The organism is Arthrobacter sp. 05T442 (genome assembly GCF_056395945.1).
Genome location: NZ_JBFTKM010000003.1, coordinates 21,581 through 44,402, shown reverse-complemented (window position 1 = coordinate 44,402; position 22,822 = coordinate 21,581). Strand labels below are relative to the sequence as shown.

The 22,822-nt window shown below is 66.1% G+C and carries 17 protein-coding genes and 1 pseudogene; 5 read left to right on the top strand and 13 right to left on the bottom strand.

All coding sequences use genetic code 11. The annotated features are described in order from the left end of the window. Positions 1–144 precede the first annotated feature (144 nt). Positions 145–1,338 (bottom strand): helix-turn-helix domain-containing protein, encoded by a 1,194-nt coding sequence (locus AC1DES_RS04800; RefSeq protein ID WP_476894545.1) that lies wholly within the window; start codon positions 1,336–1,338, stop codon positions 145–147. A gap of 158 nt (positions 1,339–1,496) precedes the next feature. Between AC1DES_RS04800 and AC1DES_RS04795 the strand changes: the two genes are divergently transcribed. From AC1DES_RS04795 to AC1DES_RS04785, 3 genes are all read left to right on the top strand, one after another. Then, positions 1,497–3,191, top strand: coding sequence for an amidohydrolase (locus AC1DES_RS04795; protein WP_476894544.1), 1,695 nt, complete (start codon positions 1,497–1,499; stop codon positions 3,189–3,191). Next, positions 3,188–4,441, top strand: a complete 1,254-nt coding sequence (locus tag AC1DES_RS04790; RefSeq protein ID WP_476894543.1) for a M20 family metallo-hydrolase — start codon at positions 3,188–3,190, stop codon at positions 4,439–4,441. Before AC1DES_RS04795 ends, AC1DES_RS04790 begins: the two co-directional genes overlap by 4 nt. Positions 4,442–4,648: 207 nt before the next feature. Continuing rightward, positions 4,649–5,368, top strand: coding sequence for a hypothetical protein (locus AC1DES_RS04785; protein ID WP_476894542.1), 720 nt, complete (start codon positions 4,649–4,651; stop codon positions 5,366–5,368). 266 nt (positions 5,369–5,634) lie between these two features. Here AC1DES_RS04785 and AC1DES_RS04780 read toward each other — a convergent pair whose 3' ends face one another. Both AC1DES_RS04780 and AC1DES_RS04775 read right to left on the bottom strand, forming a co-directional pair. Continuing rightward, a complete protein-coding gene (locus tag AC1DES_RS04780; protein ID WP_476894541.1) occupies positions 5,635–7,086 on the bottom strand; it encodes an SLC13 family permease in 1,452 nt (483 codons plus the stop codon). Positions 7,087–7,098: 12 nt separating this feature from the next. Then, positions 7,099–8,217 carry a PrpF domain-containing protein gene (locus AC1DES_RS04775; protein ID WP_476894540.1) on the bottom strand — a complete coding sequence of 373 codons (1,119 nt, stop codon included), beginning with the start codon at positions 8,215–8,217 and terminating at the stop codon, positions 7,099–7,101. Positions 8,218–8,458: 241 nt separating this feature from the next. On the opposite strand from AC1DES_RS04775, the gene AC1DES_RS04770 reads away from it, so the two are divergent. Continuing rightward, positions 8,459–9,397, top strand: a complete 939-nt coding sequence (locus tag AC1DES_RS04770) for a LysR substrate-binding domain-containing protein (protein ID WP_476894539.1) — start codon at positions 8,459–8,461, stop codon at positions 9,395–9,397. A 159-nt stretch (positions 9,398–9,556) separates the two neighbouring features. On the opposite strand, the gene AC1DES_RS04765 is transcribed toward AC1DES_RS04770, so the two are convergent. The 4 genes from AC1DES_RS04765 to AC1DES_RS04750 all read right to left on the bottom strand — a co-directional run bounded on the left by AC1DES_RS04765 (position 9,557) and on the right by AC1DES_RS04750 (position 13,638). Continuing rightward, positions 9,557–10,345, bottom strand: coding sequence for a DeoR/GlpR family DNA-binding transcription regulator (locus tag AC1DES_RS04765; protein ID WP_476894538.1), 789 nt, complete (start codon positions 10,343–10,345; stop codon positions 9,557–9,559). Positions 10,346–10,442: 97 nt separating this feature from the next. Then, complete coding sequence (pdxA, locus tag AC1DES_RS04760) at positions 10,443–11,447, bottom strand: 4-hydroxythreonine-4-phosphate dehydrogenase PdxA (RefSeq protein ID WP_476894537.1); 1,005 nt, start codon at positions 11,445–11,447, stop codon at positions 10,443–10,445. Next, a complete protein-coding gene (locus AC1DES_RS04755) occupies positions 11,447–12,652 on the bottom strand; it encodes a four-carbon acid sugar kinase family protein (protein ID WP_476894536.1) in 1,206 nt (401 codons plus the stop codon). The genes pdxA and AC1DES_RS04755 overlap by 1 nt, the downstream gene beginning before the upstream one ends. Further along, a complete protein-coding gene (locus AC1DES_RS04750; protein ID WP_476894535.1) occupies positions 12,649–13,638 on the bottom strand; it encodes a 2-keto-3-deoxygluconate permease in 990 nt (329 codons plus the stop codon). Before AC1DES_RS04750 ends, AC1DES_RS04755 begins: the two co-directional genes overlap by 4 nt. Before the next feature lie 453 nt (positions 13,639–14,091). On the opposite strand from AC1DES_RS04750, the gene AC1DES_RS04745 reads away from it, so the two are divergent. Beyond that, positions 14,092–14,547: an SRPBCC family protein gene (locus tag AC1DES_RS04745; RefSeq protein ID WP_476894534.1), complete on the top strand. Its 456-nt coding sequence runs from the start codon at positions 14,092–14,094 to the stop codon at positions 14,545–14,547. Between the two features lie 341 nt (positions 14,548–14,888). Here the strand turns inward: AC1DES_RS04745 and AC1DES_RS04740 are convergent, their stop codons facing one another. The 6 genes and pseudogenes from AC1DES_RS04740 to AC1DES_RS04715 form a co-directional block, all read right to left on the bottom strand. Then, complete coding sequence (locus AC1DES_RS04740; RefSeq protein ID WP_476894533.1) at positions 14,889–15,305, bottom strand: hypothetical protein; 417 nt, start codon at positions 15,303–15,305, stop codon at positions 14,889–14,891. A gap of 211 nt (positions 15,306–15,516) precedes the next feature. Then, positions 15,517–15,816 (bottom strand): annotated as a pseudogene (locus tag AC1DES_RS04735) (ATP-binding protein); the annotation flags it as partial. A 146-nt stretch (positions 15,817–15,962) separates the two neighbouring features. Further along, positions 15,963–17,183: a Wadjet anti-phage system protein JetD domain-containing protein gene (locus AC1DES_RS04730; protein WP_476894532.1), complete on the bottom strand. Its 1,221-nt coding sequence runs from the start codon at positions 17,181–17,183 to the stop codon at positions 15,963–15,965. A 94-nt stretch (positions 17,184–17,277) separates the two neighbouring features. Further along, positions 17,278–20,694, bottom strand: a complete 3,417-nt coding sequence (locus tag AC1DES_RS04725) for an ATP-binding protein (RefSeq protein ID WP_476894531.1) — start codon at positions 20,692–20,694, stop codon at positions 17,278–17,280. Further along, positions 20,691–21,383 carry a DUF4194 domain-containing protein gene (locus AC1DES_RS04720; protein ID WP_476894530.1) on the bottom strand — a complete coding sequence of 231 codons (693 nt, stop codon included), beginning with the start codon at positions 21,381–21,383 and terminating at the stop codon, positions 20,691–20,693. Before AC1DES_RS04720 ends, AC1DES_RS04725 begins: the two co-directional genes overlap by 4 nt. Continuing rightward, positions 21,380–22,822 carry a DUF3375 domain-containing protein gene (locus AC1DES_RS04715; RefSeq protein WP_476894529.1) on the bottom strand — a complete coding sequence of 481 codons (1,443 nt, stop codon included), beginning with the start codon at positions 22,820–22,822 and terminating at the stop codon, positions 21,380–21,382. Before AC1DES_RS04715 ends, AC1DES_RS04720 begins: the two co-directional genes overlap by 4 nt.

Here is a 22,822-nt window from a genome sequence, read left to right as displayed (position 1 = left end):
TTGTGCATCTCGGGTCCCGCGGCAGTCGGAAGGCGAAGGCCTGGGCAGCTGCGGTGGTTATATTCGAGAGTAGGTGAGTGATAACGCCCTAAACAATGACAATATCCACCCAGTTTTTGCCCACGGGTTGGGCATTTTCACAAACTATTCATCGGGGTCGTTGTAGTTGCTGAGGGCGACGAGTGCCCGCGCGGCCTCGGCCGGCACTGTGAGGTCCAGGCCGATGACCTCGTTCAGGCTATGCAGGCGGTTCACCACGGTATTGCGGTGGCAGAACAGCTCCTCCGACGTTTCCTTGATGGACCCGGTACGTCCGTAGCTGCGCGCCACCTGCAGCAGCCGCTGGCGCTCAAGCGGCGTGCACTTGTCCAGGGCATGCCGTATTGGGGCCGAAAAGTCCGGGAATTTCTGCTCCAGGAGACGGCCGGCGATTCCCATCCAGGTGTCCTCCATCGTCGAGAGTCCCGCGCCGCGGCGCTTATGTTGCGCCAGCACAAGCGCCGAGGCGGCGGCCGCGGGGACAGCAGCCAGCCCCGCCACCGCGGGGACATACCCGGCCGGGAAGGGCGGCCCTTCCTGAGACCAGGTCCGCCCCTTGCGCTGTTGGCGGAAGAGGTACAGGACGCCGGCGTTCTCGTAGGCATAGATGCGGTGGTCGGACTCGAACTGCCGCTGGGCCTGGGCCACGGACTCCGATGTAACCGCCAGTACTTCGAACGTCCCGGCGGCCTGCACGCCGAGGGCCGCGGCAAGGTCCGGGACATCACCGGGCGCGCCCAGTTCCGCGTTGAAGAGCCGGGACAGCAGCCGCTGGCGGTAGAGCTGCTTGTTGCGGGCCAGCCGCGCCTCTTCCTCGGCATACGCCTGCTGGATGCTGCTCACATAGCCTTCGACGGCGTCGAGGACCCGGTCCATGTTGGCCACCAGGACGCCGATTCCTTTGTCCCGTGCGACCCGCTCCAGCCCCTTCCAGAGGACGCGGAAGTCGTTGCGGATCGCTTCGAGGAACGCGTCCAGGGGGACCCCCTGGCGGGCCCGGCGGGCGGCCACCTCGCGGGGAAGGGCCCGCAGGTCAGGGGGGAGCTCCAGCCCCGCCATCTGAAACAGGAACATGTCCATGGTGTCAGCAGCGGTCTGGTAGACGTCTTCCTTGGGCACCAGTGCTTCACCGTAGGAGATGGCGGAGAAGCGTTCGAGGAAGTCTTTCACCAGCTGGTCGCGTTCCTTCCAGAGGCTCTCCAGAAGCTCGGTCCATTCCGGCTCCATGGGCCAGCCCGGATGGAACTCCCGGGGAGGCGCCCCGGCGGAGCGGGCGGTACTGCCGTGATGTGGCGTCATGCGTCCATTTTATGCAAAAGCCTAAGATTCGTCCCCAAAGCGGCGTTCTATATCCATTGAAGGCAGCAATATTACAGCGTTGAATGGACCGTAGCCCCGGTTTCAGGCCCTGGCCTGGAACCCTCCGAATCGCCCGGGGGCCATATCAAAGAGGATTTATGCCCGTCGATCTCCTGATCCGCAATGCACACATACTGACCCAGGATGCCCTCCGCCCCATGGCGACAAGCCTGCTCATCCATGACGGCAAGATCCTCGACGTGGACCCGGACGCCGATCTTGCCAGCCATGCCGTCCGGACCATCGATGCCGCCGGAACCACGATTGTCCCCGGTTTCAACGACGTCCATGCGCACAGCGTGTGGTTCGGCCTGGGACTGATGGAGGCCAACGTAGGGGCGGCGGCAAGCCTGGACGAGGTGTACCGCATCATCGCCGACGCCGCAGCCGGAACGGCCCCGGGCGAATGGGTGGTGGCGTCCGGCTACAGCCCGCTGCTGCTCGGCGGTCAGCAACCGGACCGCGACCGCCTGGATGCAGCGGCCGGAGGACGTCCGGTCTGGATCAAGCACTCGTCGGGCCACGCCTGCACGCTCAACGGGGTGGCGCTGGAGCTCGTCGCCGCCAACGCCGACCTCACCGCCCCGATCGACGGCGGCGCCGTCGTCGTGGGCGACAACGGCCTGCCGACGGGGCTGCTGGAGGAAAATGCCATGCGGCTGGTGCAGGACATCCTGCTTCCGTATCCGCTGGAGAACATCGAGCGCGCGCTGGATCTGGCGACGTCGCACTACCTCTCCGAAGGAATCACGAGCGTCACGGACGCGGGCATCGCCGGCGGCTGGATCGGCTATTCGCCGCGCGAGTTCGCGGCCTACCAGAACGCCCGCGACAAAGGGCTGCTCAGCGTCAGGATGCAGCCAATGATGGTCCTGGACGCCCTCCACGACGTGCCCGGCCACGCCGATGACCCGGCCTCCAGGAGCCTCGACGCCGGCATCCGCTCCGGTCTGGGGGACGACTGGCTCCGTCTGGGCCCGGTCAAGATCTTCAGCGACGGTTCGCTCCTGGGCAGTACGGCCTACATGACCGAGGAATATGTCGGCTGCACCCACAACCACGGCTACCTGCAAATGGACGCGGACCAGCTGCGCGAATCAGCGCTCGGCGCCTACCGTGCCGGCTGGGCGATTGCGATGCACGCCATCGGCGACCACGCCGTTGACCATGCGATTGACATCATCACTGAGGCGCAGCAAGATTACGGTCCCAATGCGCAGCCCAACCGGATCGAGCACGGCGGCGTGGTCCGCCCCGACCAGCTCGACCGGATCGCCGAGGCCGGCATCGTGCTGGTCCCGCAGCCGCACTTCATCACCGAGTTCGGCGACGGCATGGCCCGCCTGCTGGGCCCGAAGCGCACCTCCTGGTCCTATCCGGCCAAGAGCCTGCTGGAGCGCGGGGTCACACTGCCCGGAAGCTCGGACCGTCCCGTCTCCAACGGCAGGCCCCTGGACGTCATGCAGTCCTTCGTGGAGCGGCTGACCCCTTCGGGCGAGGTCTACGGCCCGGACGAAAGGATCACTGCAGCCGAGGCGCTGGCGGCCTACACCACGGGGTCGGCCGCCGCTACGGGCACCGGCCACATCAAGGGGCGCCTGGCGCCCGGTTACCTTGCGGACCTGGTGTTCCTCGACCAGGACCCCACCGCCGTCGAGCCCTCCACCATCGCAGCCACGCGGGTGCTGGCCACGATGGTGGGCGGGCACATCCGTTTCGGCGCGGAAAACCTACCAACGCCGGTCCGCGTCGCAGACCTTGAGGCAGCACTGACAGGGAAGGAAACCCTATGAGCACCACCGACGAGCAGTTCCTCGCGGATTTCGCCACGATGTCCGGCTTCGGCGCCACGCCCGGGGGAGGCGTGGACCGGCAGGCGGGCACGCCGGCCGACCACGCCACCCGGGCGTGGTTCAGCCAATGGCTGGCCGAGCACGGCTACACCGAAACAGTGGACCAGGCAGGCAACCAGTTCGGCACCGTGGAGCTGGTCCCCGGCGCCCCCTACGTGCTGGTCGGCTCGCACCTGGACTCCCAGCCGCTGGCCGGCCGGTACGACGGCGCCTACGGAGTGCTCGCAGCGGCGCATGCGGGCGCCCGCGTTGCGGCGGAAGCCAGGGCCGGAAAGCTCGCCCCCGCCTACAACCTGGCCGTGGTGAACTGGTTCAACGAGGAAGGCAGCCGCTTCGCGCCCAGCATGATGGGAAGCGCAGTCTTCACCGGGAAACTGACGCTGGACGACGCGCTGGCCACAGCCGATCCCGCCGGCACGACCGTGGCGCAGGCCCTGGCCGCAGGGCATAGTTCCCCGGACGGGAACGCGCCGGTCCTCGCCCAGGTTGCCCGCTACGCCGAGATCCACATCGAGCAGGGCAGGAACCTGGAGGAGAGCGGTACCCAGGTGGGGATCGTGGACCGCACCTGGGCCGCCGGCAAGTACCGGGTCACCGTGGACGGAGCCCAGTCGCACACGGGCGCGACCCGCATGGAGGACCGCCGTGACGCCCTCTACGGGGCCGCGCTGGTCATCGCCGCCGCGCGCGAACTGGCCGCGGAATTCGAACCCGGGCTGCTGCACACATCGGTCTCCGAGCTGTATGTCCTTCCGAACTCGCCGGTCACCATCGCCCGGCAGGTGCTGATGAACCTGGACCTGCGCTCCCCGGACGAGTCCGTGCTGGCCCTTGCCATGGAACGGCTGGGCAAGAGGATTATCGACGTCCAGGCAGACTCCCGCACGGACATCCGTCTGGACCTGACGCACAACTGGGGCGTGGTGTCCTACCAGGCCAAGGGAGCGGCGCTCGGCAGGGCCAGCGCAGAGAGCCTGGGCTATAGCCACACGGACGTAATGACCGTCGCCGGGCACGATTCGACCAACATGAAGGACGTGGTGCCCACCGTGATGCTCTTCGTACCCAGCGTCGAAGGCATCTCGCACAACGAGGCCGAGTACACGCCCGACGACGACGCGTTGCGCGGCGTCGAGCTGCTCACCGACGTCACGCGGCGGCTTGTCCGCGGTGAATTGGAAGAGGACTAACAGCGCGACGGCGGGAGGCCCAGGTGGCGGACCCTGATGCCTCGGGGTCTGCACGTGCGGGGCTGAACCAGTGCCGTCACATTCCTGTGCGGAGCCACTAGGCCGACCATCCCGGGTGCACAATGGTCCGGGATCGGCAATGTCGCCGCTCCTGCCCGGAGTGCATTAACAGTACGTGGGTGCATCCGGGCCAAGTATGGGGGAAGTATGAGCACCGAATATCAGCTGATCGACGGATCGCCGCGCTACGGTTCCCGTTCTGAAACGCAGGCCACCGCGCAGGACCCGGGCGTTGCCAGAGTGCGGGTCGAGGAGGCCGCCGAGGGCGCGGCACGCCTCGGCCTGGACCAGATGGCGGCCGCCATTAACCGCCGGTTGACGAGCTCATGGGCAGACCGCGAAAACCCTGCTGTGGAGGCGCTGCGCAAGGAACACCCGGAAGAGCTGGCCGCCGCACGTGCTCTGGTCAAGCTGCACCTGGGCTCGCAGCGCCAGTGGCGGCTCAAGGCAGAGAAAGTTCGTGACAAGCACCTGTCCGGGACGACGCGCCGGCGGCGGGCGGCCGGCAGCGCACGGGAAATCCTCTTACTGCGTCTGGTTCTGTTGATCTCTCTGATTGCGTTGCCGGTTTACATCGTGGCCACCGACCGTGAAGACCTGCTCAAGCTCACCCTCGTCGGAGTCGCTTGCGTGGCCGTGGCCCTGGCCGGCGGGCACTTCATCACCGTGCACGCGAGGGTGCCGGTCATGCCGAACATCCGTAGCGCCTGGCTGTACGAACTCCGCGAAGACATCGTCGACGCCACCCTGGCCGCGGTCCTTCAGAACAAGGGTGTGGAGCTGGAGGCAAGGACCGCCGAAGCTGCCCGGCGCGGGTGGAAGAGCATCCAGGTTGCCGCCAAGGCAGTGGAGGCGCTCTACAGCTGAGGGCCACAGCGTTGGCGTTTGTCCTGACCCTCGAGGGCGTTTGGTTACTTCTTTGCGGCCTTGACCCTCGGAGCCGTTGGCGTCTTCGAGACAAAACAAAGGCAGGGCGGCTGTGAAAGCCGCCCTGCCTTTGGTGCGTCCGGGGTTCCCTGCGCCCGAATATCGGGTTTCCTGTTGCGTTGGAAGTGCAGGGTCGTTCCGTGCGCGTGCCGGACGTGGATCCGGCAGCCTTACGCGCGCGGGGCTCGCGGCGGGAATCGTGCAGGTTACATGATGCCGGTGGGTACCAACAGCGCCCAGGCCATTGCGGGAGCCACGAGAACAACCCCTCCGGCGTACATCATGAGCTGGCGGTAGACGCGCTGGCGGTCGTTGTCCCGGGCGTTGGCAACGACCAGTGCGCCGTCCGTGGAGAAGGGGGAGACGTCCACAACGGTGGCCGCGATGGCGAGCGCTGCGACGGTTCCGGAGGCGCTCAGTGAGCTGGTGGCCAGCAGCGGCCCGGCCATGGGGATGAACGCGGTCAGCAACGCCGTCGAGGACGCGAAGGCGGATCCGACGCCGATGACGTAGCAGAGGACGAGGGCGATCAGCAGCGGCGCCCCCAGCGCGAGGGCCTGCTTGGCGAGGGTATCGATGACGCCGACGTGCTGGAGCAGGGAGACGTAGGTGATCATCCCTGCCACGAGCAGGACGGTGGACCAGGAAACGCCGCCAATGAACGTTTTGTGTTCCTTGATGTTGACGAACGCCAACAGGAGGCCGGCGGAGAGGGCGACGAAGCCGATGGGCATGTGGAAGCCCAGGGTGCATACGAGGATCACGGCGATCAGCGCCAGGGTGAAGATCTGCTGGCCGTGGGGACGTCCGGTGCGGGGTGTGTCGGGTCCGGCGTACTCGTTGGCGTGCTTGTCGCGCAGTTTGCCCAGGAGGGCGAACAGCACGATGGTCAGGGCCGAAAGGATGAGGTTGAGGGCGAAGCTGGCCGTGAAAAGCGCTCCCTGTGAGATCGGGAAGCCGTTTTTCAGTGAAATGTCGTGCACCAGCACGCCGGCGACGGACAGTGGGGAGAAGCCGCCGGCGTGGGCTCCGTTGATGACGAAGGCGCCCATCAGGACGGGGTGGATGCGGGATTCGTAGGCAAGGCCGAGGGCCGCCGGTGCCAGCAGTGCCACTGCCGCCGGCGAGAAGGTGCCCAGCGACGTCAGCGCGGCAGCCAGGAGGAAGAACACCCAGGGGAGGAGCATTGTTTTGCCCCTGACCAGGCGCACGCAGGTCTGGACGATGATGTCGATGGACCCGTTCCGTTGGGCCATGCTGAAGAAGTAGGTAACGCCGATGATCGTCAGGACGATGCTGGCCGGGAACTCCTCCAGTATGTCCTTGTCGCTCATTCCCAGCATGAAATAGCCGACGCCGAAGGACGCCACCAGTCCCATGATGCCGATGTTCAGCGGCCATTTGGTGGCGACGATGAACATCACCACGAGGATGACGAGCGGGATGATCTGGGTGGCGGTCATGGTCGGCTCCGATTTAGAGGCGGCCGCGGGGTTGAAGAGGACACCTCCGAACAGGAGGGCGGCCAGACCCATGATAGTGATGGCGGCTACCGTCATCAGCAGGATACGGCGGCGACGGTCGGGACGCCCGGAGGGCTCGACGGCGGTGGTGCTGGGTACGGTCTGTTCTGCGATCTTTTCTGTGGTCTTAGTCATGATGCTCTCTCCTCATCGAGTGGCGCTGGCAAGTGAGGCGTCGACGGCGCTGCCGAGGGCCTCCGGGAGGTGGATGGTGGTGGAAGCGATAGTGCGCGCGGTGCGGTCCACGCCGACGAGCAGCGACCCGTCCCGTTCCTCGCTCCAGGTTTCGATGACGCCGGCCGGTGTGCGCAACCGGAGCGTGGGGTGAACGGTGCCGCCGGTGATGTCGTTAAGTACCGTGCCCGGGGTACGGGCTGCGAGGGTCAATGCGATGCTTCCGGTGATGGCCAGGGCCGGGTGGGGCCTGCCCATCGAAAGCATCATGACGTTGACGTCGCTGTCCGCGTCGGACCGGGCCGGGGCCGCCGCGATCGCAACCTTGGGGACGGCGCGGGCAGCTTCGCTGGGAGTCCTTGCGAGCCCCATACGCACGGCCGCCTGACGGCGGACGCGTTCCAGGGTGTCCAGCTGCAGCTCCAACCCGGCGAGCCAGCTGCCGTAGCGCTCCGGGTTAAGGCCAAGGTCCTCGGCGCGCAGGATTACCACCGGCGCTCCGGCGTCCACCATGGAGACAGTCCAACGGGTTCCTCCAGCGATGACCACGTCGGAGGCTGATCCGGTGGGAAGCAACTTGCCGGTGGTTTTGCCGGCCGGGTCCTGGAAGCCGAGCCCCACCCGGTATCCGGGGAACGGGACACCCGGCATCTGGGCCTGCGGGACGATCGGCAGGGCACCGGACGGCGTCGACACCCGCTGGATGATGATCTGGCCGGTGTTCGTGTTCCGGGTGACGATCCGAGTCACGTCGCCAGTGGGGACCACCCAGCCCTTTTCGATGGCGTACAAACCGACGACTGCCGAGCAGTTGCCGCAGTTGCTGCCCCAATCCACGGCTGCCTCTTCAATGCCCACCTGTGCGAAGGTGAACTCGACGTCGACGTCGTCGCCGGCGGGACGGTGGAGGATCATCGCCTTGCTGGTCGTTGACGTGGCGCCGCCAACACCGTCGATCTGCCGGTGGTCGGGGCTGCCGAACAGCCGGGGCAGCAGTACGTCCGGGCTGGTTCCGGTTTCGCCCAGCTGCCCTTTTTCGAAGACCCAGCATTTGCTGGTGCCTCCGCGCATCCACTCCGCTTCGATCTTCATGGTCTGTTCCTTGTTTCGGTTCTGCCCGGGTTTGTTCATGGGCTTGATTCGAGATTGAGCCAGATCACAAATGAAGACAAGGTTGGATTTCTGGAGAGGGCTGTAAAGATGCTTAACTCACTGTGGCTGCGGCCCGTGGACGCCCGCCTCGGGCGGTGACGCCGTCGGAAACCACCGGCTATTTCCCGCTCACCGGGCGGTGGGTGTATAGAATTAACGGATTCAACAGAAGGGCAAAGCGTTGCTTAACGATGCGGACCGGGATTTGTTTGATATCCGGCGCCTGGCGTTGCTGGTGGAGGTGGTCGAGCAGGGATCGATCACTGCTGCGGCCGAGCTGATGATGTACACGCCCTCCGCCGTCTCGCAGCAGCTTCGAAAACTCGAGCAGGAAGTCGGGCAGCCGCTTCTGAACCGCCGCTCGCGCGGGGTGGTGCCCACCGAGGCGGGCCAGGTGCTCGCCGGCCACGCCCGCAAAATCGTCGGGCAGATGCGGGCCGCCCAGTCTGACCTGGACCAGATCGCCGGCCTCAAACGCGGCTCCCTGACCGTAGGTACCTTTCCGACTCTCGCCGGTTCGTTCCTGCCGGTTGTGATCCGGGCCTTCAAGAAGAGGTACCCGGCAATCGGCCTCTCCGTTCGCAGCGCACGCTTCGATGATCTTGTGACGGACCTGCAGTCTGGAGTTACCGGGCTGTGCCTGCTCTGGGACTACCCCTGGAATCGCTTTCATGACGATTCCATCCGGATCACGGAAGTCTTTCAGGAAAGCACAGTCCTCCTGGTATCCCGTGGGCACCCGCTGGCCGACCGCGAAGAGATCCGGATGGAAGAGCTCCGCAAAGAATCGTGGATCGTGCGGGCCGAGGCCCACCCCGTGGTCGAAGTGCTGCAGCGCTCCGCCCATGAAGCCGGATTTGAACCAACCATTGGCTTCCTGGCCAACGACTACCAGGAAGCCCAGGCGATGGTGAGCGTGGGAATGGGAGTGGCCATGGTGCCGAAGACCGCCGTGGCCCTGCAACACCCCGACGTCAGGGTCATCAGCCTCGGCTCGGCCGCACCCTTGCGGCGCGTACTGCTGGCCCAACGCCAGGACAAGGTCTACGCCCCGGCGGAGGTCGCCTTCCATTCCACGTTGCTCGAAATTGCCCGCGAACGGGCCGGAGACTACTTGTAGCGACGGCAACGGCGACGGCAACGGCGGCCCGGCGACCCGGCCGGTGCTGTTGAGGTGGACCGCGCCGATGAACAAGGTGTCGACGACGTCGGCCGGTGCTGCCGAGGGGGAGGGCGTGGCCAGGATATGCCCGCGGCTGCGCACGGTAAGGGTGATCCGCTAAGAAGCGCGTGCCTCGCCCGGGACCGCCGCGACCTGAACCTCGACCCCTGCGTCCCGGAACTTCTGCACCTGGGCCGGGTCGGCGCCGTCGTCCGTCACCAGGGTCCAGGGCAGCGCGAGCCGGGCCCAGGCGTGGAACGGCCGCAGGCCCAGCTTGGAGGAGTCCGCCAGCACGTACACAGCGTCGCCGCGGCGGCCCATGAGCTCCTTGAGCCGGGTCTGCGCGTGGTCGGCCTCGCAGATGCCGTCCTCCGCGGTGACGGCGTCGGCCCCCAGGAACACGCGGTCAAAGCTCATCCGTTCCAGCGTCGCCTCGGTCAGCGGGCCTACGAAGCTCTGGCTCACGGTGCGCAGCCGGCCGCCCAGGCAGTCCACCTCGATGCCCTCGGAATCGGCCAGCTCCTGCAGGGTGTTGATGCCAGGAGTCGTCACCGACAGCTTTTCGAAGCTCCGCAGCTCGCGGGCGAGCGCACCCGCGGTGGAACCGGCGTCGAGCAGGATGTTTTCCCCGGGGCGGATCACGGACGCCGCCCAGCGGGCGATAGCCTGCTTCTGCTCAAACGCCTCCCCGGTGCGCTGCCGCAGCGACGCCTCCGGGTGCGCGCCCAGGGCCATGGCCCCGCCGTAGGTTCGGGCCAGCCGGCCCTGTCCGTCCAGCAGCGCCAGGTCGCGCCGGATGGTGGAGGCCGTGACCTCGAACCGGGCGGAGAGTTCCTCCACCGAGGCCAGGCCGGTGGTGACGGCGAGGTGGTAGATCTCCTCGCGCCGCGCCTTTGCGCTCAGCATTCCCGGTCTCCTTCCCGTGGCAGTGCTAACCATGCTATGGCAACGGCCGGCCCGCGCTTTCGCGCTGACCGGCTGTTGGCGAGGATTGCCGCTTTCCCTACGAAGCCTCGTCGCGCGTCGGCGCCAGGTCCACTGCCTGCCGCAACGCTTCCAGAAGCGACTCGTGGTCCGCGATGTTCTTGCCCGCGATGTCGAAGGCCGTGCCGTGGTCAACGGAGGTGCGCACCACGGGGAGGCCTACGGTGATGTTCACGCCGTTCTCCAGGCCGAGGACCTTGACCGGGCCGTGGCCCTGGTCGTGGTACTGGGCCACGACAAGGTCAAAGTCGCCGCGGCCGGCAAGGAAGAACAGGGTGTCGGCCGGGAGCGGGCCGAAGGCGTCGATACCCTCAGCCTGGGCCTTCTCGATGCCCGGTTGGATCTTCTCCGCCTCTTCGCCATAGCCGAACAGTCCGTTTTCGCCTGCGTGGGGGTTGATGGCGCACACGGCGATCCGCGGGTTTTCGATCCCCGAGGCGCGCAGCAGTTCGTAGCCGCGTTTGATGGTCCGGTAGACGAGGTCACCGTTGATCTTGGCGATTGCATCGATAAGGCCGATGTGGGTGGTGACGTGGATGACCCGCATCTTCGGGGCGGTCAGCATCATGGAAACTTCCTCGGTGCCGGTCAGTTCGGCAAGGAGTTCCGTGTGGCCGGGGAACTTGTGTCCGGCCGCGTGCAGGGCGGCTTTGTTCAGAGGCCCCGTGCAGATGGCATCCACCTGGCGGTCCATTGCCAGGGCAACGGCCTTCTCAATGAACAGGTACGAACCATGCCCGGCCGCGGCGGAAAGTTCACCCCAGGCGAGATCCTCCGGGATGCAGTCGATGTCGAGTACGTCGATGGTGCCCTCGTCGAACAGGGCCTCGGACGGTTCCGAAACCTTACGCAGGTTCAGCGGGCTGGAGACGATGTCGGCGGCGAGCTGCAGCCGGCGAAGGTCCCCGATGACGAGCATGCGGGCTTTTGACCGGAGTTCCGCGTCGGCCAGGGCTTTGACGATGATTTCCGGGCCAATGCCAGCTGCATCGCCCATGGTGATCGCAACAATCGGGCGTCCCATTATTTGATACTCATTTCAGTCGTTGTGCCAGTGAGAAATTGTTTGGTTCGGGCCAGAGTTCCGGCGTCCCCGAAGGCGCCGGCCTTTGTGACCAGCAGTGGGAGGGGCTCGGGCAGCACGCTCATGACGACGCCGGGTTCAATTTCGCCGAGGACGGTGAAGTTGCCGACGCCGAGGGCCTTCAGGACCGCCGTCGCCGTCTCCCCGCCCGTGAGGACGAGGGCATCACAGTGCCCGATGCCCGCAGCCGTGGCTCGGGCCAGAGCCGCTGCCACGACGAGGGCCTGCGATTTGTCGACGATGCCCATCGGGTCCGGCGTCAGCACCACGTCCGTCCGGGCCATCGCCTGGGCGACGCGCCGCGGGACCGCTGAATCGTCCAGGGTGGCGTGGTCCAGCGTGATGTGTTCAGCGCCGGCCTCGACCAGGGCATCGGTTTGCTGCCGCGCGAGGCCGGAGTAGCTGCCAATCACGGTCAACGTCCGGCTGACCCGTGGCACCTGCGCGTCCCGGGCACGGGTTCCTTCACCGCCGGCGGCGATGTGTCCCGCCAGCCCTCCCGAGCCCACCAGGAGCGCCGGGAAGTCCAGCAACTCCGCAGCGGCAGCGATGCACTTGAGGTCATGATCGCTGCCTGCGTCCAATACGACGGCGTCAATCCCGCGCTCCTGCACGTTCCGCAGGTGCGACGCCAGCTCCTCCGGCGTGCGCGCGGAATCTCCGGCAACGACGTCGACGGAGAGACCGCCGGCGGCAAGTGCGCGGGCGACGTCGCCGCCGAAGTTTCCGTCAACGTTCTGCTCGCCGTTGACGTGGACGACGCCGCCCCGGGTGGTCCTTCCCGTGGCGGGAAAAGCCGGAGCCACAATGGCCAGACCCTTGTCGCGGCCCTGGCTGAGCCTCGCCAAGCTTGCCGCGACTTCCACACCCACGTTGCCCCGGAGCAGCGAGTCAATCTTCTTGAAGACCCGGCGGCGCTGCTCCAAGGCCCGCCCGACGGCGGACGTGACGGCCGAGAAGGCTTCCTCCACGGGCAGGTAGCGGCTCTCCGTATTGATCGAAAGGATCTCGGCGTCGGGCCAGTCGCAGTCGACGTCGAGGATGACGGAACTGCCGTGGGTGGGGCCATAGGCGGCGGCCGCATCTGCAGCTCCCGTCAGGTCGTCGGCGATGATCGCCCAGCGCGTGGCGGCGTCGGTGTTCATACGGCGTGCGCAACCTCGGGTGATACCGCGACCTCCTTGGCCTTCAGGCGCTTGGCGTACCAAGCAACCATCAGGGGGCAGCCGATGGCGGTAACCACTACGGAAGCGGCAACCAGTACGGTGGCGGGTCCGGCCGCGGGCAGATAGGCGGGGTTGGCTGCCGCTACCAGCATCGGCACGGTGGCGGCGTTGCCTGCGGTTGTGGCAGCCGCCAGCCCGGCGATGCCGGAGCCTCCGGTTGCCTTGTCTGCGAAGAACAGGACAGCGCCGCCGGCGATCAGCACGAACAGGCCAAGACCAACTCCCAGCAGCCCGGCATTGAGCACCTGTCCGAGGTTGAGGCCGAAGCCAAGGGCGAGGGCGAAGAACGGAATCAGGACCGGAGCCGCAGAGGAAAGGAACTTGCGCATCGCGGGGTCCAGGGCGCCCAGAATGGCTCCGAGGAGCAGGGGGATGATGGCACCGACCAGGGCCTGCCAGGGGAAAGCCGACAGGCCGGCGACGCCGAGGGTCACCATCGTCAGGAAGGGGCCAGACTCGAGAGTCATCACGGAGTAGGCTGCAACGTCCTTGGGCTTGCCGTACTGGCCCATGAGGGCCATGTACATTCCGCCGTTGGTGTCATTGAGGGCAGCCAGGATCGCCAGGACCGACAAGCCCGTGAGGAGTCCGCCGCTGATGGGAAGCTCACCCAGGAACCTGCCGGCGACGACGCCGATAATGATCGCGAACAGGACCTTGCTGCCGAACAGGACGCCGCCCTTTTTCAGGATGTAAGGGGTGGCCTTGATATCGATGCTGGCACCCATGCACACGTAGAACACGGCGAGGATGGTGGTGCCGCCGGTAAAGAGCGCACCCGTGAACGAACCGAAGAATTTGGCGGAATCCGGTGCGAAGGTGCCCAGGAGGGCGCCGATCAGCAGGGGAATCAACATCATGCCGCCAGGGACTTTCTCCATGGTGGCCTTAATTGGGACAGACATGCAGCAACCTCGTTGTTGTTGGGGGAGGGGGAGCCGCCCGGGCTTCGGGCATGATCGAAATCATAAGACGATTGCGCGTTTAGCGCAAGAGCTATGCGCGAAACGCGCAATATGGATTCGGTGAAGGGTCCCGGCCGCGACCCTCTCCGCAGTGAGGCCCACCCCGAGCCGGCCGTCCGGCAACTCCGCCACGGGGATGCTCTTCGCCGAATAGGTGCGTGCCAGGGTTCTCCGGGACGTGGTGGACCGCATCGCCGATGGACTCGAAGTCCTTGCGGGCGCGGCGGTGAGTATGTCAACTTGTTTCAGGACCACTGAGACGACCTGATCCAGGACCACCCACGACCCTGCTGGCCTGAGTGCTGGACCTTGCCACATCAGGAGGCGACGGGCGCAGCCGGCCAGGGCTTCCGCAGTTCGAGCAGACCATGAACGAACTGCCATACTCTGACAATGGCCGTTTACTTTGAGTGCACGACACGGACGAGCACGCCCCAATCAGAACTGTTTGACCGTGCCCGGAGTATCGACGCGCACAAGGACTCGATGGCGCAGTCTCGTGAAGAGGCGGTTGCCGGCGTCATGTCCGGGCTCATCTCTTTGGGTGAGGAAGTCACGTGGCGAGCTTGGCACTTCGGCGTTCCACTTCAAATGACGAGCCGGATCACCGAGATGGAGTCGCCGAACTATTTTGTGGATGAGCAGGTCAAAGGTCCATTTCGGCGGTTCCGGCACGTCCATGAGTTAAGTCAGGATCCGGCGGGCACCACGATGATTGATCGGATCGAGTTCGCGGCACCCTTCGGCCTCGTAGGGCGTCTGGTCGAGAGGCTGGTGCTGGCCCGCTACCTCCAGAAGCTAATAGAGGCGCGGAATCGGCACCTTACCGAGGATCCCACTCGCGGATAGTTCCTATCAGGAGTCCAAGGGCACCCGGCTAGGCTCGGGTTTGGTGGGTGGTTGTGTCAAGTATTTCTGGCCCCAGGGGGCATTTGTAATTGGCCCCACCCCAAGGCGCTTGTGGATCGAAAATCTGAGCGCCTGTGACAAACCGCGGACCAACGTAGGTTGGCGTTGCCGGTGGAGCCAGCCTGTTCGTGTTGGCGATCTACTGCCCGCTGAGGGAGGGCTGCGGCTTCGTGTTGGCGATCTACTGCCCGCTGAGGGAGGGCTGCGGCGATGCGCGGAGATGATTCTCCGCCAACGTGGATCTCGCCGATCCCTGGCAGCCTCTGTGGTGTCGAACCGGATTACCGGGGCATGAGCCCTAATGACAGGAAATAAGCAAAGAGCGACACGTAGCCGACCGTATAGACCACGCTATGCGGCCATGTCGACGTAAGCCTGAGAGCGCTCTCTTCGACCACGTGGCTGCCTCCCCCGTGAGCTCCGGCCAAGCGAGGATCCTTCTTTTTGGTGAAATAAAGGGGGATCGAAGCGAGCAATAATACACCGGCCGCGAATGCCAAAGCGGGGATCCCGACCATGTTCGTTGAGATCACTAGAGCAAAGGCAACTAGACCTTGGGCTGCAACGCAGATCAGGTTGAGCTGGCCTAGTCTCTCATCGAGCCGTGAACCGCGGCGAACTGCCGGGAACCGGTAGCGGCCCCAGTATCCAGCAGACAACCCCAAGAATATTCCGAAGATCACGACCACGACGTTCATTGGCAGTCGTTCCTGCAGTAGTTAAGGGCATCCGCCGTAGCGCTAAACCGCTGACTACTAAATCCGCACATGACGCGGTAAGGCTCGATGCCTATGCCATCCCCCGGGACCGCGTCCATGTGGTTGACCCTATAGAACGCACTGCTTACTTGGAAAGGAACGCGGCCGCGCCAAACGCGAGACACGAGAGATCGCCCCTTCGCTGGGTTTTCTAGCGGGCTGCCTGTTGGGCCAGCGTGGCGGCGAGCCGGTAGGAATCCGTGCCGGTTTCGATGATGGCACCGTTGAAGGTCAGCGGGTCCACGATCGCAGCGCAGAGGCGGGGATCCGTGAAGGTTTTGGTCCAGCCGGAGAACGACTCGTTGCTTGCGATGGCGATGGAGTTCTTCTCCTCCCTTTCGGTGAGGACCTGGAAGAGAAGTTCGGCGCCGCGGCGGTCCAGTTCCATATAGCCCAGTTCGTCGATGCAGAGCAGGTCCACGCGTCCGTAGCGGGCGATCGTCTTGGCCACGGCGATCACGCGGCCATTGACGGTCTCACCCGTCTGGTGGTCAGGAAAGTCTTCGCCCCGGCGAGCATCGACGCCTCACTCGTGGACTACGCCCTCAACTGACTGGCCCGGCGGGGTGCGCCAACCGCTCTCAGGGCAAGAAAACCTCACGGGTCAAGAAACGTGAGCGCCCAGTCCCAGCGGATGAGCTCCTGTTCCAGCCTGACGGATGTGCCGAAGGAGTCTTTGCCCAACGCGTCATAGAGCGCCGCCTCCTTTGCCGTGAGCCGGCCGAGCGCGGCCCGGGACGGAGCCGGCTCGGTGCCCCACGCATCGCGGTGCGCCAGCAGCGTTCCTTCGTCCATCAGCACGCTGACCACGTGCGGGTGCACGGCCCGGAGCTGGTCGAGGATCCGGAAGCCGTGCGTGTCCAGGTCACCCCAGTAGCTGACCTCGCAGTCGCGCAGCCAGCCGGCCTCCCGAAGTGACGAGAATCCGTATCCGCCGCCGTAAATGGCCAGTCTGCCTGGCGCCTCGGGCAGGGCCAGGAAGTTCACCAGATTCTCGGTGATGATCACCCTTTGGACGGGCAGGTTCAGGGTGCTGAACGCCTCCGCAGTGACCGTCAGGTCCCGTGCCCGGCCCAGCAGCGGTATTGCGGGGTCCAGTGCCCGGAACCGGACGAGCTCGGGTGGGTGGAGAAAGCCGTGCCGGGCCGCGAAGCGTGCCGCCGCAGTCCGGGCCGTTGTCCCGCCGAGCAGGGACCCCGGCTCCGCGGGCACCTCCGGAACGGCGTCGTCGTCGGCAGCGTCACCGGGAGCTGGCCCGGAGGCCTGCAGCTCCGCGGCCATCTGCTCGACGACTTTTCTGTGGTTCTCGATGAACTTCGTGTCGACCCCGGCCAGGCTGAGTTGCCGTACATAAATGCCCGGCTCATGGTTGTCGCGCAGCCAGAGGGCCACCCGGGCGGCGGTCAGCGCGTCGCCACCGAGCTCCAGGAGCCGCCGCGGCCACCGCAGGGCCCAGGCCAGGAAGGCCGGATCCAAGGCCGCCAACTCGTCGGCGAGCCCACGAAACCGCCCTGCATCCTTCGACTTACCAATAAACGCAATCTCATCATCAGCAAAGGCAAACACCGCCGCGGCAGGCAGGTGGTTGGACCCAACGGTGGTGCGGCCCACCTCCGCGGTCTCCAGGCTGAACGGCCCGGCGGCAGCAAACAGCTCACTGGCCCACGCCCGGGCCGCAGCGTAGTCGCTACGGAGGGTGGCCGCCGTCGGGCGTTTCAGCGGGCGGCGGCGCGGATACACGCCGCCGGGTTCCAGCAGTTCGCGCAGCAACGCCCCGCTGTCCCAGGCCTTCTGCGACTGGGCCCGGAGCATCGCCATCGTGGTCCAGCCTTTGGCTCGCACGGCGGACGACTCAGCGCGGAGGTCCCTTCCCAAACCTCGCAAGCTCGGTTCGGGGCCCTCGGGACGCGGCTTAGGCATCGCGGTCCTGCCTGTCCCGATATTCCCGGATGGTCATGTTGAGCAGCTTTGAATCGTCGCCCGTGGTGTTGGCCACGAAGCCGACGTGGGCCACAAACGGTTCGATCACATGGATCTTCTGCAGGGGAGTGACGATCAGCAGCTGGAGCTTCATCCGCTGGAACAGCTCCAGGCCGTAGCGAGCGGATTCGTCGGACCCGCGGCCGAAGGCCTCGTCGATCACGACGAAGCGGAAACTGCGTCCCTTGCCGGCGTTCCGGCCGCTGCCACCACCGTTGCCCTGCCCGGACCCGAGCCCGAACTGGAACGCCAGCGCGGCCGCCAGGATGGTGTAGGCCAGTTTCTCCTTCTGGCCGCCGGATTTGCCGCCCGAGTCGGTGAAGTGCTCAAACTCCTCGCCGGTCTCGGTCCACTTTTCCGAGGCGGAAAAGGTGAACCAGTTCCGCACGTCCGTAACCTTGGCGGTCCAGCGTTCATCCAGGGTGGTGAGCCCCTCCCGGCCGCGGAACCGCTCGATCAGGCTTTCCACCTGCAGGTATTTCTGTTCGGAGTACTGCTCGTCGTCGCCGATGGTGCCCTCCGAGCAGGCGCGGAGGTCCGCCATGAACTGGCGGATGTCCTGGTCGCTGCTGTTCTGGTGCTCCAGCTGGATGTGCCGGCCGCGGTTGTACTCGATGGTGGCCAGGGACAGGTTGATCTCGGTGATCCGGTTCACGATGTCCTGCCGGCGGCTGTCCAGGAACGCGTTGAAGGCCACCACCTCGTGGATGGTGTTCTGGTTCAGGGACTCCTTGAAATGCGCCTCGAACTTGGGCAGGTCGTTCTTCTCCAGCTGGTCCAGCAGCCGTTCGTAGTCACTGGCGGCGTCCAGGGACGCGTCGATTTCGGTGGTCTCGTTCGGGTACCTGTTGCGGAAGTCGGCCATCAGCCGCACCGTGCCGGCCTCCGCCGTGGCCAGCCGCTTGGACAGCGCGTCGATGGACTTGGTCAGCTCGGACCGCACCAGGCTCTCCACCGCCACCGTGTTCTTGTAGGTGAGGAGCTTCTCGCCGGGGGCCGCCGCGGCGAGGCCGGCGACGGAGGCCAGCAGACCGGCGTCGTCCGTCAGCGGCTGCTCCTGCAGCAGCGCCCGGCACTCCTCGATCACCTCCGCCAAGTTTGCAGTGTCGGTCTTGTTCGCGCCAAGCCGCTGCTGGGTTTTCTCGGCCTGTCCGGTCAGCCGGGTGAGGTCAGAATTCAAGCGAGCTTCCCGGGCGGTTAGGTCTCGGAGGATGTCCGTGGTCGATTCGAGGGCCCGGCGCTCCTCCTTGAGCTCCTGGATCCGCCGGGCCGTGCGCTCCCAGCTGATCTCGCCGAAATCGGACACCGAACGGACGGTGCCCAGCTGCTGGTTCCGGCGACCGATGTCACCGAGCTGCCCGTCGATCTTCGCCAGCTGCGTCTCCGCCACATGGAGCTGGCCTGTGACCTCGTCCAGCTCGGCGAGGAACCGGTTGATCTTGTCCTGGTTGTCCCATCCCAGCACGTAGTTCCGCCGGTCCGTCAGCTCGTTCCGGTCATCCTTCTCATGCCTGCCGCGGCCACCCTTGAGCTGGCCGTTGGCGGTGAGCGCCTTGGGGAAGCGGCGGAAGTCCTCCAGCGACTCGCAGCACACGCAGTCGAACCGGCTGGCGAGCTCATCCTGCAGAAAATCGCGGAACGGCGTGCCCTGTTTGATCGCGATCTTGGCGGCCAGCGTCCCGGGCTCAGCGGCCCTGGGGGAGTGCGCGTCGCCGACCTTCAGATAGACCAGCCGGCCGCGGAGATTGTTCGCGTCCACCCAGCTGCTGACCGCCGCGTAGTGTTCCGACGGGACCAGCAGGGACAGCGCGAAGCCGTGCAGTGTCCTTTCCGCCGCGCCTTCCCAGGCGGCCTCGCCCTCGCGGACGCGCAGCAGCTCCCCGGCGAAGGGCAGCGCCTTCTCCTCCACGCCGGTTCCCTCACACAGCCGACGCCGGATCTCCAGCTGCCGCAGCGGCAGCAGGTTGCGCCGGGACTGGAGGCTGGTCAGCTCGGCTTTGATCGATGTGGACCGCTCGGTGAGCTCCTTGCGCTGGACGGTCAGCCCGGTGCGGCGCTCCTGCAGCTCGGTGTGCTGCTCAGCCAGCCCGGACTCGACGGAGGCCAGCCGGTCCCGGTTGGCGTCGAACAGCACCCGGTCCTCCGGCGCGCTGAGGCCAAGCTCCGCCGCGGCAGCCGCATAGCTCTGGTAGCGGGTCCGCTGCACGCCGGCTTCGGCGCCCAGCCGCGCGACGTCAGCGTCGATGGCCGCCAGCCGGCCGCCGCCGTTGGTGCGGATGTCCTCGGCCACCGCCTGGATCTCGTGCCGGAGTGCGGAGATCCGGGCGGTCAGTGAGGCGCTGTCCTCCCGCAGCCGGACCCCGGTGCTCTCCAGTTCCGCTGCGTGTTCCAGGCTCAGGATGAGGCGCTGGTTGGTGAACCATGGGTGCAGCTGGTCGCGCTGGGCCCTGGCCAGCTCGTCCTCGACCGTGAGCTGGGCGTGCCGGGCGGCTCCCTCCCGGATGGGGGCCAACAGGGCGATCTGGTCCTTGGCCCGCAGGACGGCGCCGTGGGCTTTCTTGAGGTCGTCGAAGTGGTGGATCAGGTTCGTGATCCGGGCGGCAACATCGTCCTCGTCCAGCATGTTGGTGCGGACAAAGTGGGTGATGTTCTCCACCTGCTTCATCGAGACCGTGCGGTGGAACAGCTCCATGGCCTGGTTCCCGCTGATGCCGAACTGCCGCTTGAACGCCGCCGCGTAGGGCTCGAACGTGTCGTGCACGGCCGCGCCCGCAGCCTTCAGCTTCTTTTTCAGCTTGGCGGGGTCCTGGCCGAAGTTCGAGAAGTCCCCGGCAATGGACTGATCCGTTTCCGCCAGGGAGTAGAAGCGGTTGGGCTGGCCGGCCTCCTGCACCGTCCAGAGGGTGATGGCGAGCGTGACCGACTTGCCCAGCACTGCGTTGTGGAACACGGCCAGCACGACGGTGAGCGTGCCCGTGCCGCGGAGCGAGACCGGTTTGGAGTACTCGCCGCCGGTGCTGCGGGTGCTCTTGTGGAACCCCCGCACATAGGACATCAGGGTGCGTTCCTTCTTCTGCGCCCCGGCGGCCTTGTTGTACTCGATCTTGTTGGCCGGCAGCAGCAAGGTGGTGATCGCATCCACCACAGTGGACTTCCCGGAGCCGATGTCGCCGGTGAGCAGGCTGTTGGCGCCGTCCAGCCGGAAGGTCCGGACGCCCTGGTGGAAGGTGCCCCAGTTGAGTAGCTCCAGGCGGTGCAGCCGGTAACCCGGGGGACTGCCGGCGTCGTCCGTAGTTTGCTCGAGGGGTTCGTCCAGGCTGAAGAGGCTGTCCTGCAGATCGGCGGTCATGAGAGCTCCCCGTCGTTGGTGTCCTGTTCGTTGTTGTCCCGTGCGGTCGGTTCTTCCTGGCTGGTGCCCGCGGCGGGCCCCGGGGAACCGTCCAGGGTGGCCCGGTAGTCCGCCAGCCGCGCGTCGAACTCCTCCAGCCACTGGGCATCCACGTAGGCCTTCAGGATCCTGGCGACCTCGTACGTTCCGGGCTGTCCGCGGAGCTGGCGGAGGAAGCCCAGTTCCACGACCTTCTTGATGTTGGCGCCCAGCTTGTCCAGGATCCGGGCCTGGTTGCTGGATTCGGGCAGGAAGACGGCCACCATGTCCATGATCTCCTGCTCGGTCATGATGAGGCGGGGATCGCTGCTGTTGGTATCAAATTCGAGCATGCGGCCGCGCAGCAGGGCCAGCAGGAGGCTGACGTCGAAGGTCAATCTGCGCCGCTGGATGAGCCGGGGGAGGGTGCCGTCCGGGTCCTCCCGCGACTTGAGGAACGCGTAGCCCTCCGACTCATCCAGGATCAGGTCCAGCCCCAGCACGGCCACGTAGTCGCGGGCCTGGGACTCCAGTGCCGTCAGCGACTGCCAGATCTTCTCGTCCGCTTCGGCGTACACCACACCCCGGAACAGCCGGGTGACGACGCCGGGAAGTTCCTCGGGCGTCCGGGTCTCCGCCGGGTGCGGGGCGGGGGATGCGGCGGGGTTCATGCGGGCCTCACAAAGATGATCTGGTCGATGGTTGCTTCGCGGATGCTGCCGTCCGGGAGGGACCAGGACAGCTGTTGTGTTGTTTCGGGGTGGATGCTGGCCCACTCGGAGTCGCTGGCAAGCTGGTAGTAGGCCACGATCTCGGCGAGGCCCTGCTGCAGCGGATGGGCGTCCGTGATCTCGGCGAGGGTGGCCTGTTCGGTGCCGGCCAGGACATCGTCGATGCTGGATTTGAGCCGCTCCGTGTCCACATGGAACTGGCTGAACAGGGCGCCGGCGTCCACGTCGGTGTCGTCGGCGGTGACGACGTCGTCGTCGACCATCACCTTCCGGCTGGGCTCATAGAGGGGCCGCTCGAAGGGCAGCACCACGTCCACGGACGGTGCGGCGATCTCCATGAAGACCCCCGACGGCGGCGCGTCCCGGGTGCCCAGCGCACCGGTTTCGATGCCCCGGATCAGCCGCATGATCCGCTTGTTCTCGAGGAAGACCTTGTCATCGAGGAGCCGGCGCATCTGCTGGGACAGCTGGCGGACCGTGGACTGGGTCTGTTCGACGGCGGGCAGCCAGTCCTGGTGGAGGTTGGTGACGGCGTGGAGGTTCTCGGCGCCGGACAGGGCCTCGATGCGGGTGGCCCGCAGCAGCAGGTCCTTCAGTTCGCTGCGCAGCTGCGGGGACATCAGGTAGTCCCAGAAGCCCTGGAACGTCCGGCCCTGCAGGGAGCTGCTGATGTCCTGCTGGTTCGCGAAAATGGTTTCCAGAAGCTCGCCCTGGCTGCCGTCCCACGTGGCGATCTGTTCGCGGACCTGGCGGTCCAGTTTCCGGAAATTCTGCTCAACCTCCCGGAAGTCCGAGAGCAGGTCCTTAGCCAGGGAGGTCAGCTGCTGGAAGTGGTCCAGGGCCTCCGGGGCGGTCATGACCCGGATGTTGCCGTCCCGGATCCGCTGCATCTCCGCGTCGATCCCGTCACGCTGGCGCTGGAGCTCGGCCAGCCGGACTTCCGGGTCCGTCTCGGACTGCTGGACCAGGGCCTTGAGGACGGCAAAGATGCTGGTCAGCCGCGACTGGGTGGCCACGAAGTCCCGGCCGCGCAGGCTTTCCACCCAGTGCACCACGTCCTCCGCCGAGGCAGTCAGATCATAGCGGGGCTCGTCCTGGCCCGGCACATAGTACTTGCGCAGCCAGGCACGCTCCGGGGCCGCCCAGTCGTCCAGGTATTCCGACGCCGGGCGGGGGAACTTGTCCTCGCCGAACGCATCCCGCAGGCCGAACAGGACGTCGTCGAGGTGGTCGATGAGCTCCTGGCGGCCGATGTCTCGCTGGTTGGGCCCCGTGAAGGCCTTGATGAAGAAGGAGACTGCCAGCGGGGCATTCTGCGCGCGCAGCAGCGACCATCCCGCGTGGTTTTCACGCAGCGAACTGATTGCGTAGTAGTCCAT

Coding starts and splice junctions, on each gene's coding strand:
- AC1DES_RS04725 (WP_476894531.1), bottom strand. CDS start 20,694: ATGACCGCCGATCTGCAGGACAGCCTCTTCAGCCTGGACGAACCCCTC.
- AC1DES_RS04800 (WP_476894545.1), bottom strand. CDS start 1,338: ATGACGCCACATCACGGCAGTACCGCCCGCTCCGCCGGGGCGCCTCCC.
- AC1DES_RS04755 (WP_476894536.1), bottom strand. CDS start 12,652: ATGAACACCGACGCCGCCACGCGCTGGGCGATCATCGCCGACGACCTG.
- AC1DES_RS04790 (WP_476894543.1), top strand. CDS start 3,188: ATGAGCACCACCGACGAGCAGTTCCTCGCGGATTTCGCCACGATGTCC.
- AC1DES_RS04715 (WP_476894529.1), bottom strand. CDS start 22,822: ATGGACTACTACGCAATCAGTTCGCTGCGTGAAAACCACGCGGGATGG.
- AC1DES_RS04785 (WP_476894542.1), top strand. CDS start 4,649: ATGAGCACCGAATATCAGCTGATCGACGGATCGCCGCGCTACGGTTCC.
- AC1DES_RS04720 (WP_476894530.1), bottom strand. CDS start 21,383: ATGAACCCCGCCGCATCCCCCGCCCCGCACCCGGCGGAGACCCGGACG.
- AC1DES_RS04780 (WP_476894541.1), bottom strand. CDS start 7,086: ATGACTAAGACCACAGAAAAGATCGCAGAACAGACCGTACCCAGCACC.
- AC1DES_RS04795 (WP_476894544.1), top strand. CDS start 1,497: ATGCCCGTCGATCTCCTGATCCGCAATGCACACATACTGACCCAGGAT.
- AC1DES_RS04775 (WP_476894540.1), bottom strand. CDS start 8,217: ATGAAGATCGAAGCGGAGTGGATGCGCGGAGGCACCAGCAAATGCTGG.
- AC1DES_RS04765 (WP_476894538.1), bottom strand. CDS start 10,345: ATGCTGAGCGCAAAGGCGCGGCGCGAGGAGATCTACCACCTCGCCGTC.
- pdxA (WP_476894537.1), bottom strand. CDS start 11,447: ATGGGACGCCCGATTGTTGCGATCACCATGGGCGATGCAGCTGGCATT.
- AC1DES_RS04740 (WP_476894533.1), bottom strand. CDS start 15,305: ATGAACGTCGTGGTCGTGATCTTCGGAATATTCTTGGGGTTGTCTGCT.
- AC1DES_RS04730 (WP_476894532.1), bottom strand. CDS start 17,183: ATGGCGATGCTCCGGGCCCAGTCGCAGAAGGCCTGGGACAGCGGGGCG.
- AC1DES_RS04745 (WP_476894534.1), top strand. CDS start 14,092: ATGGCCGTTTACTTTGAGTGCACGACACGGACGAGCACGCCCCAATCA.
- AC1DES_RS04750 (WP_476894535.1), bottom strand. CDS start 13,638: ATGTCTGTCCCAATTAAGGCCACCATGGAGAAAGTCCCTGGCGGCATG.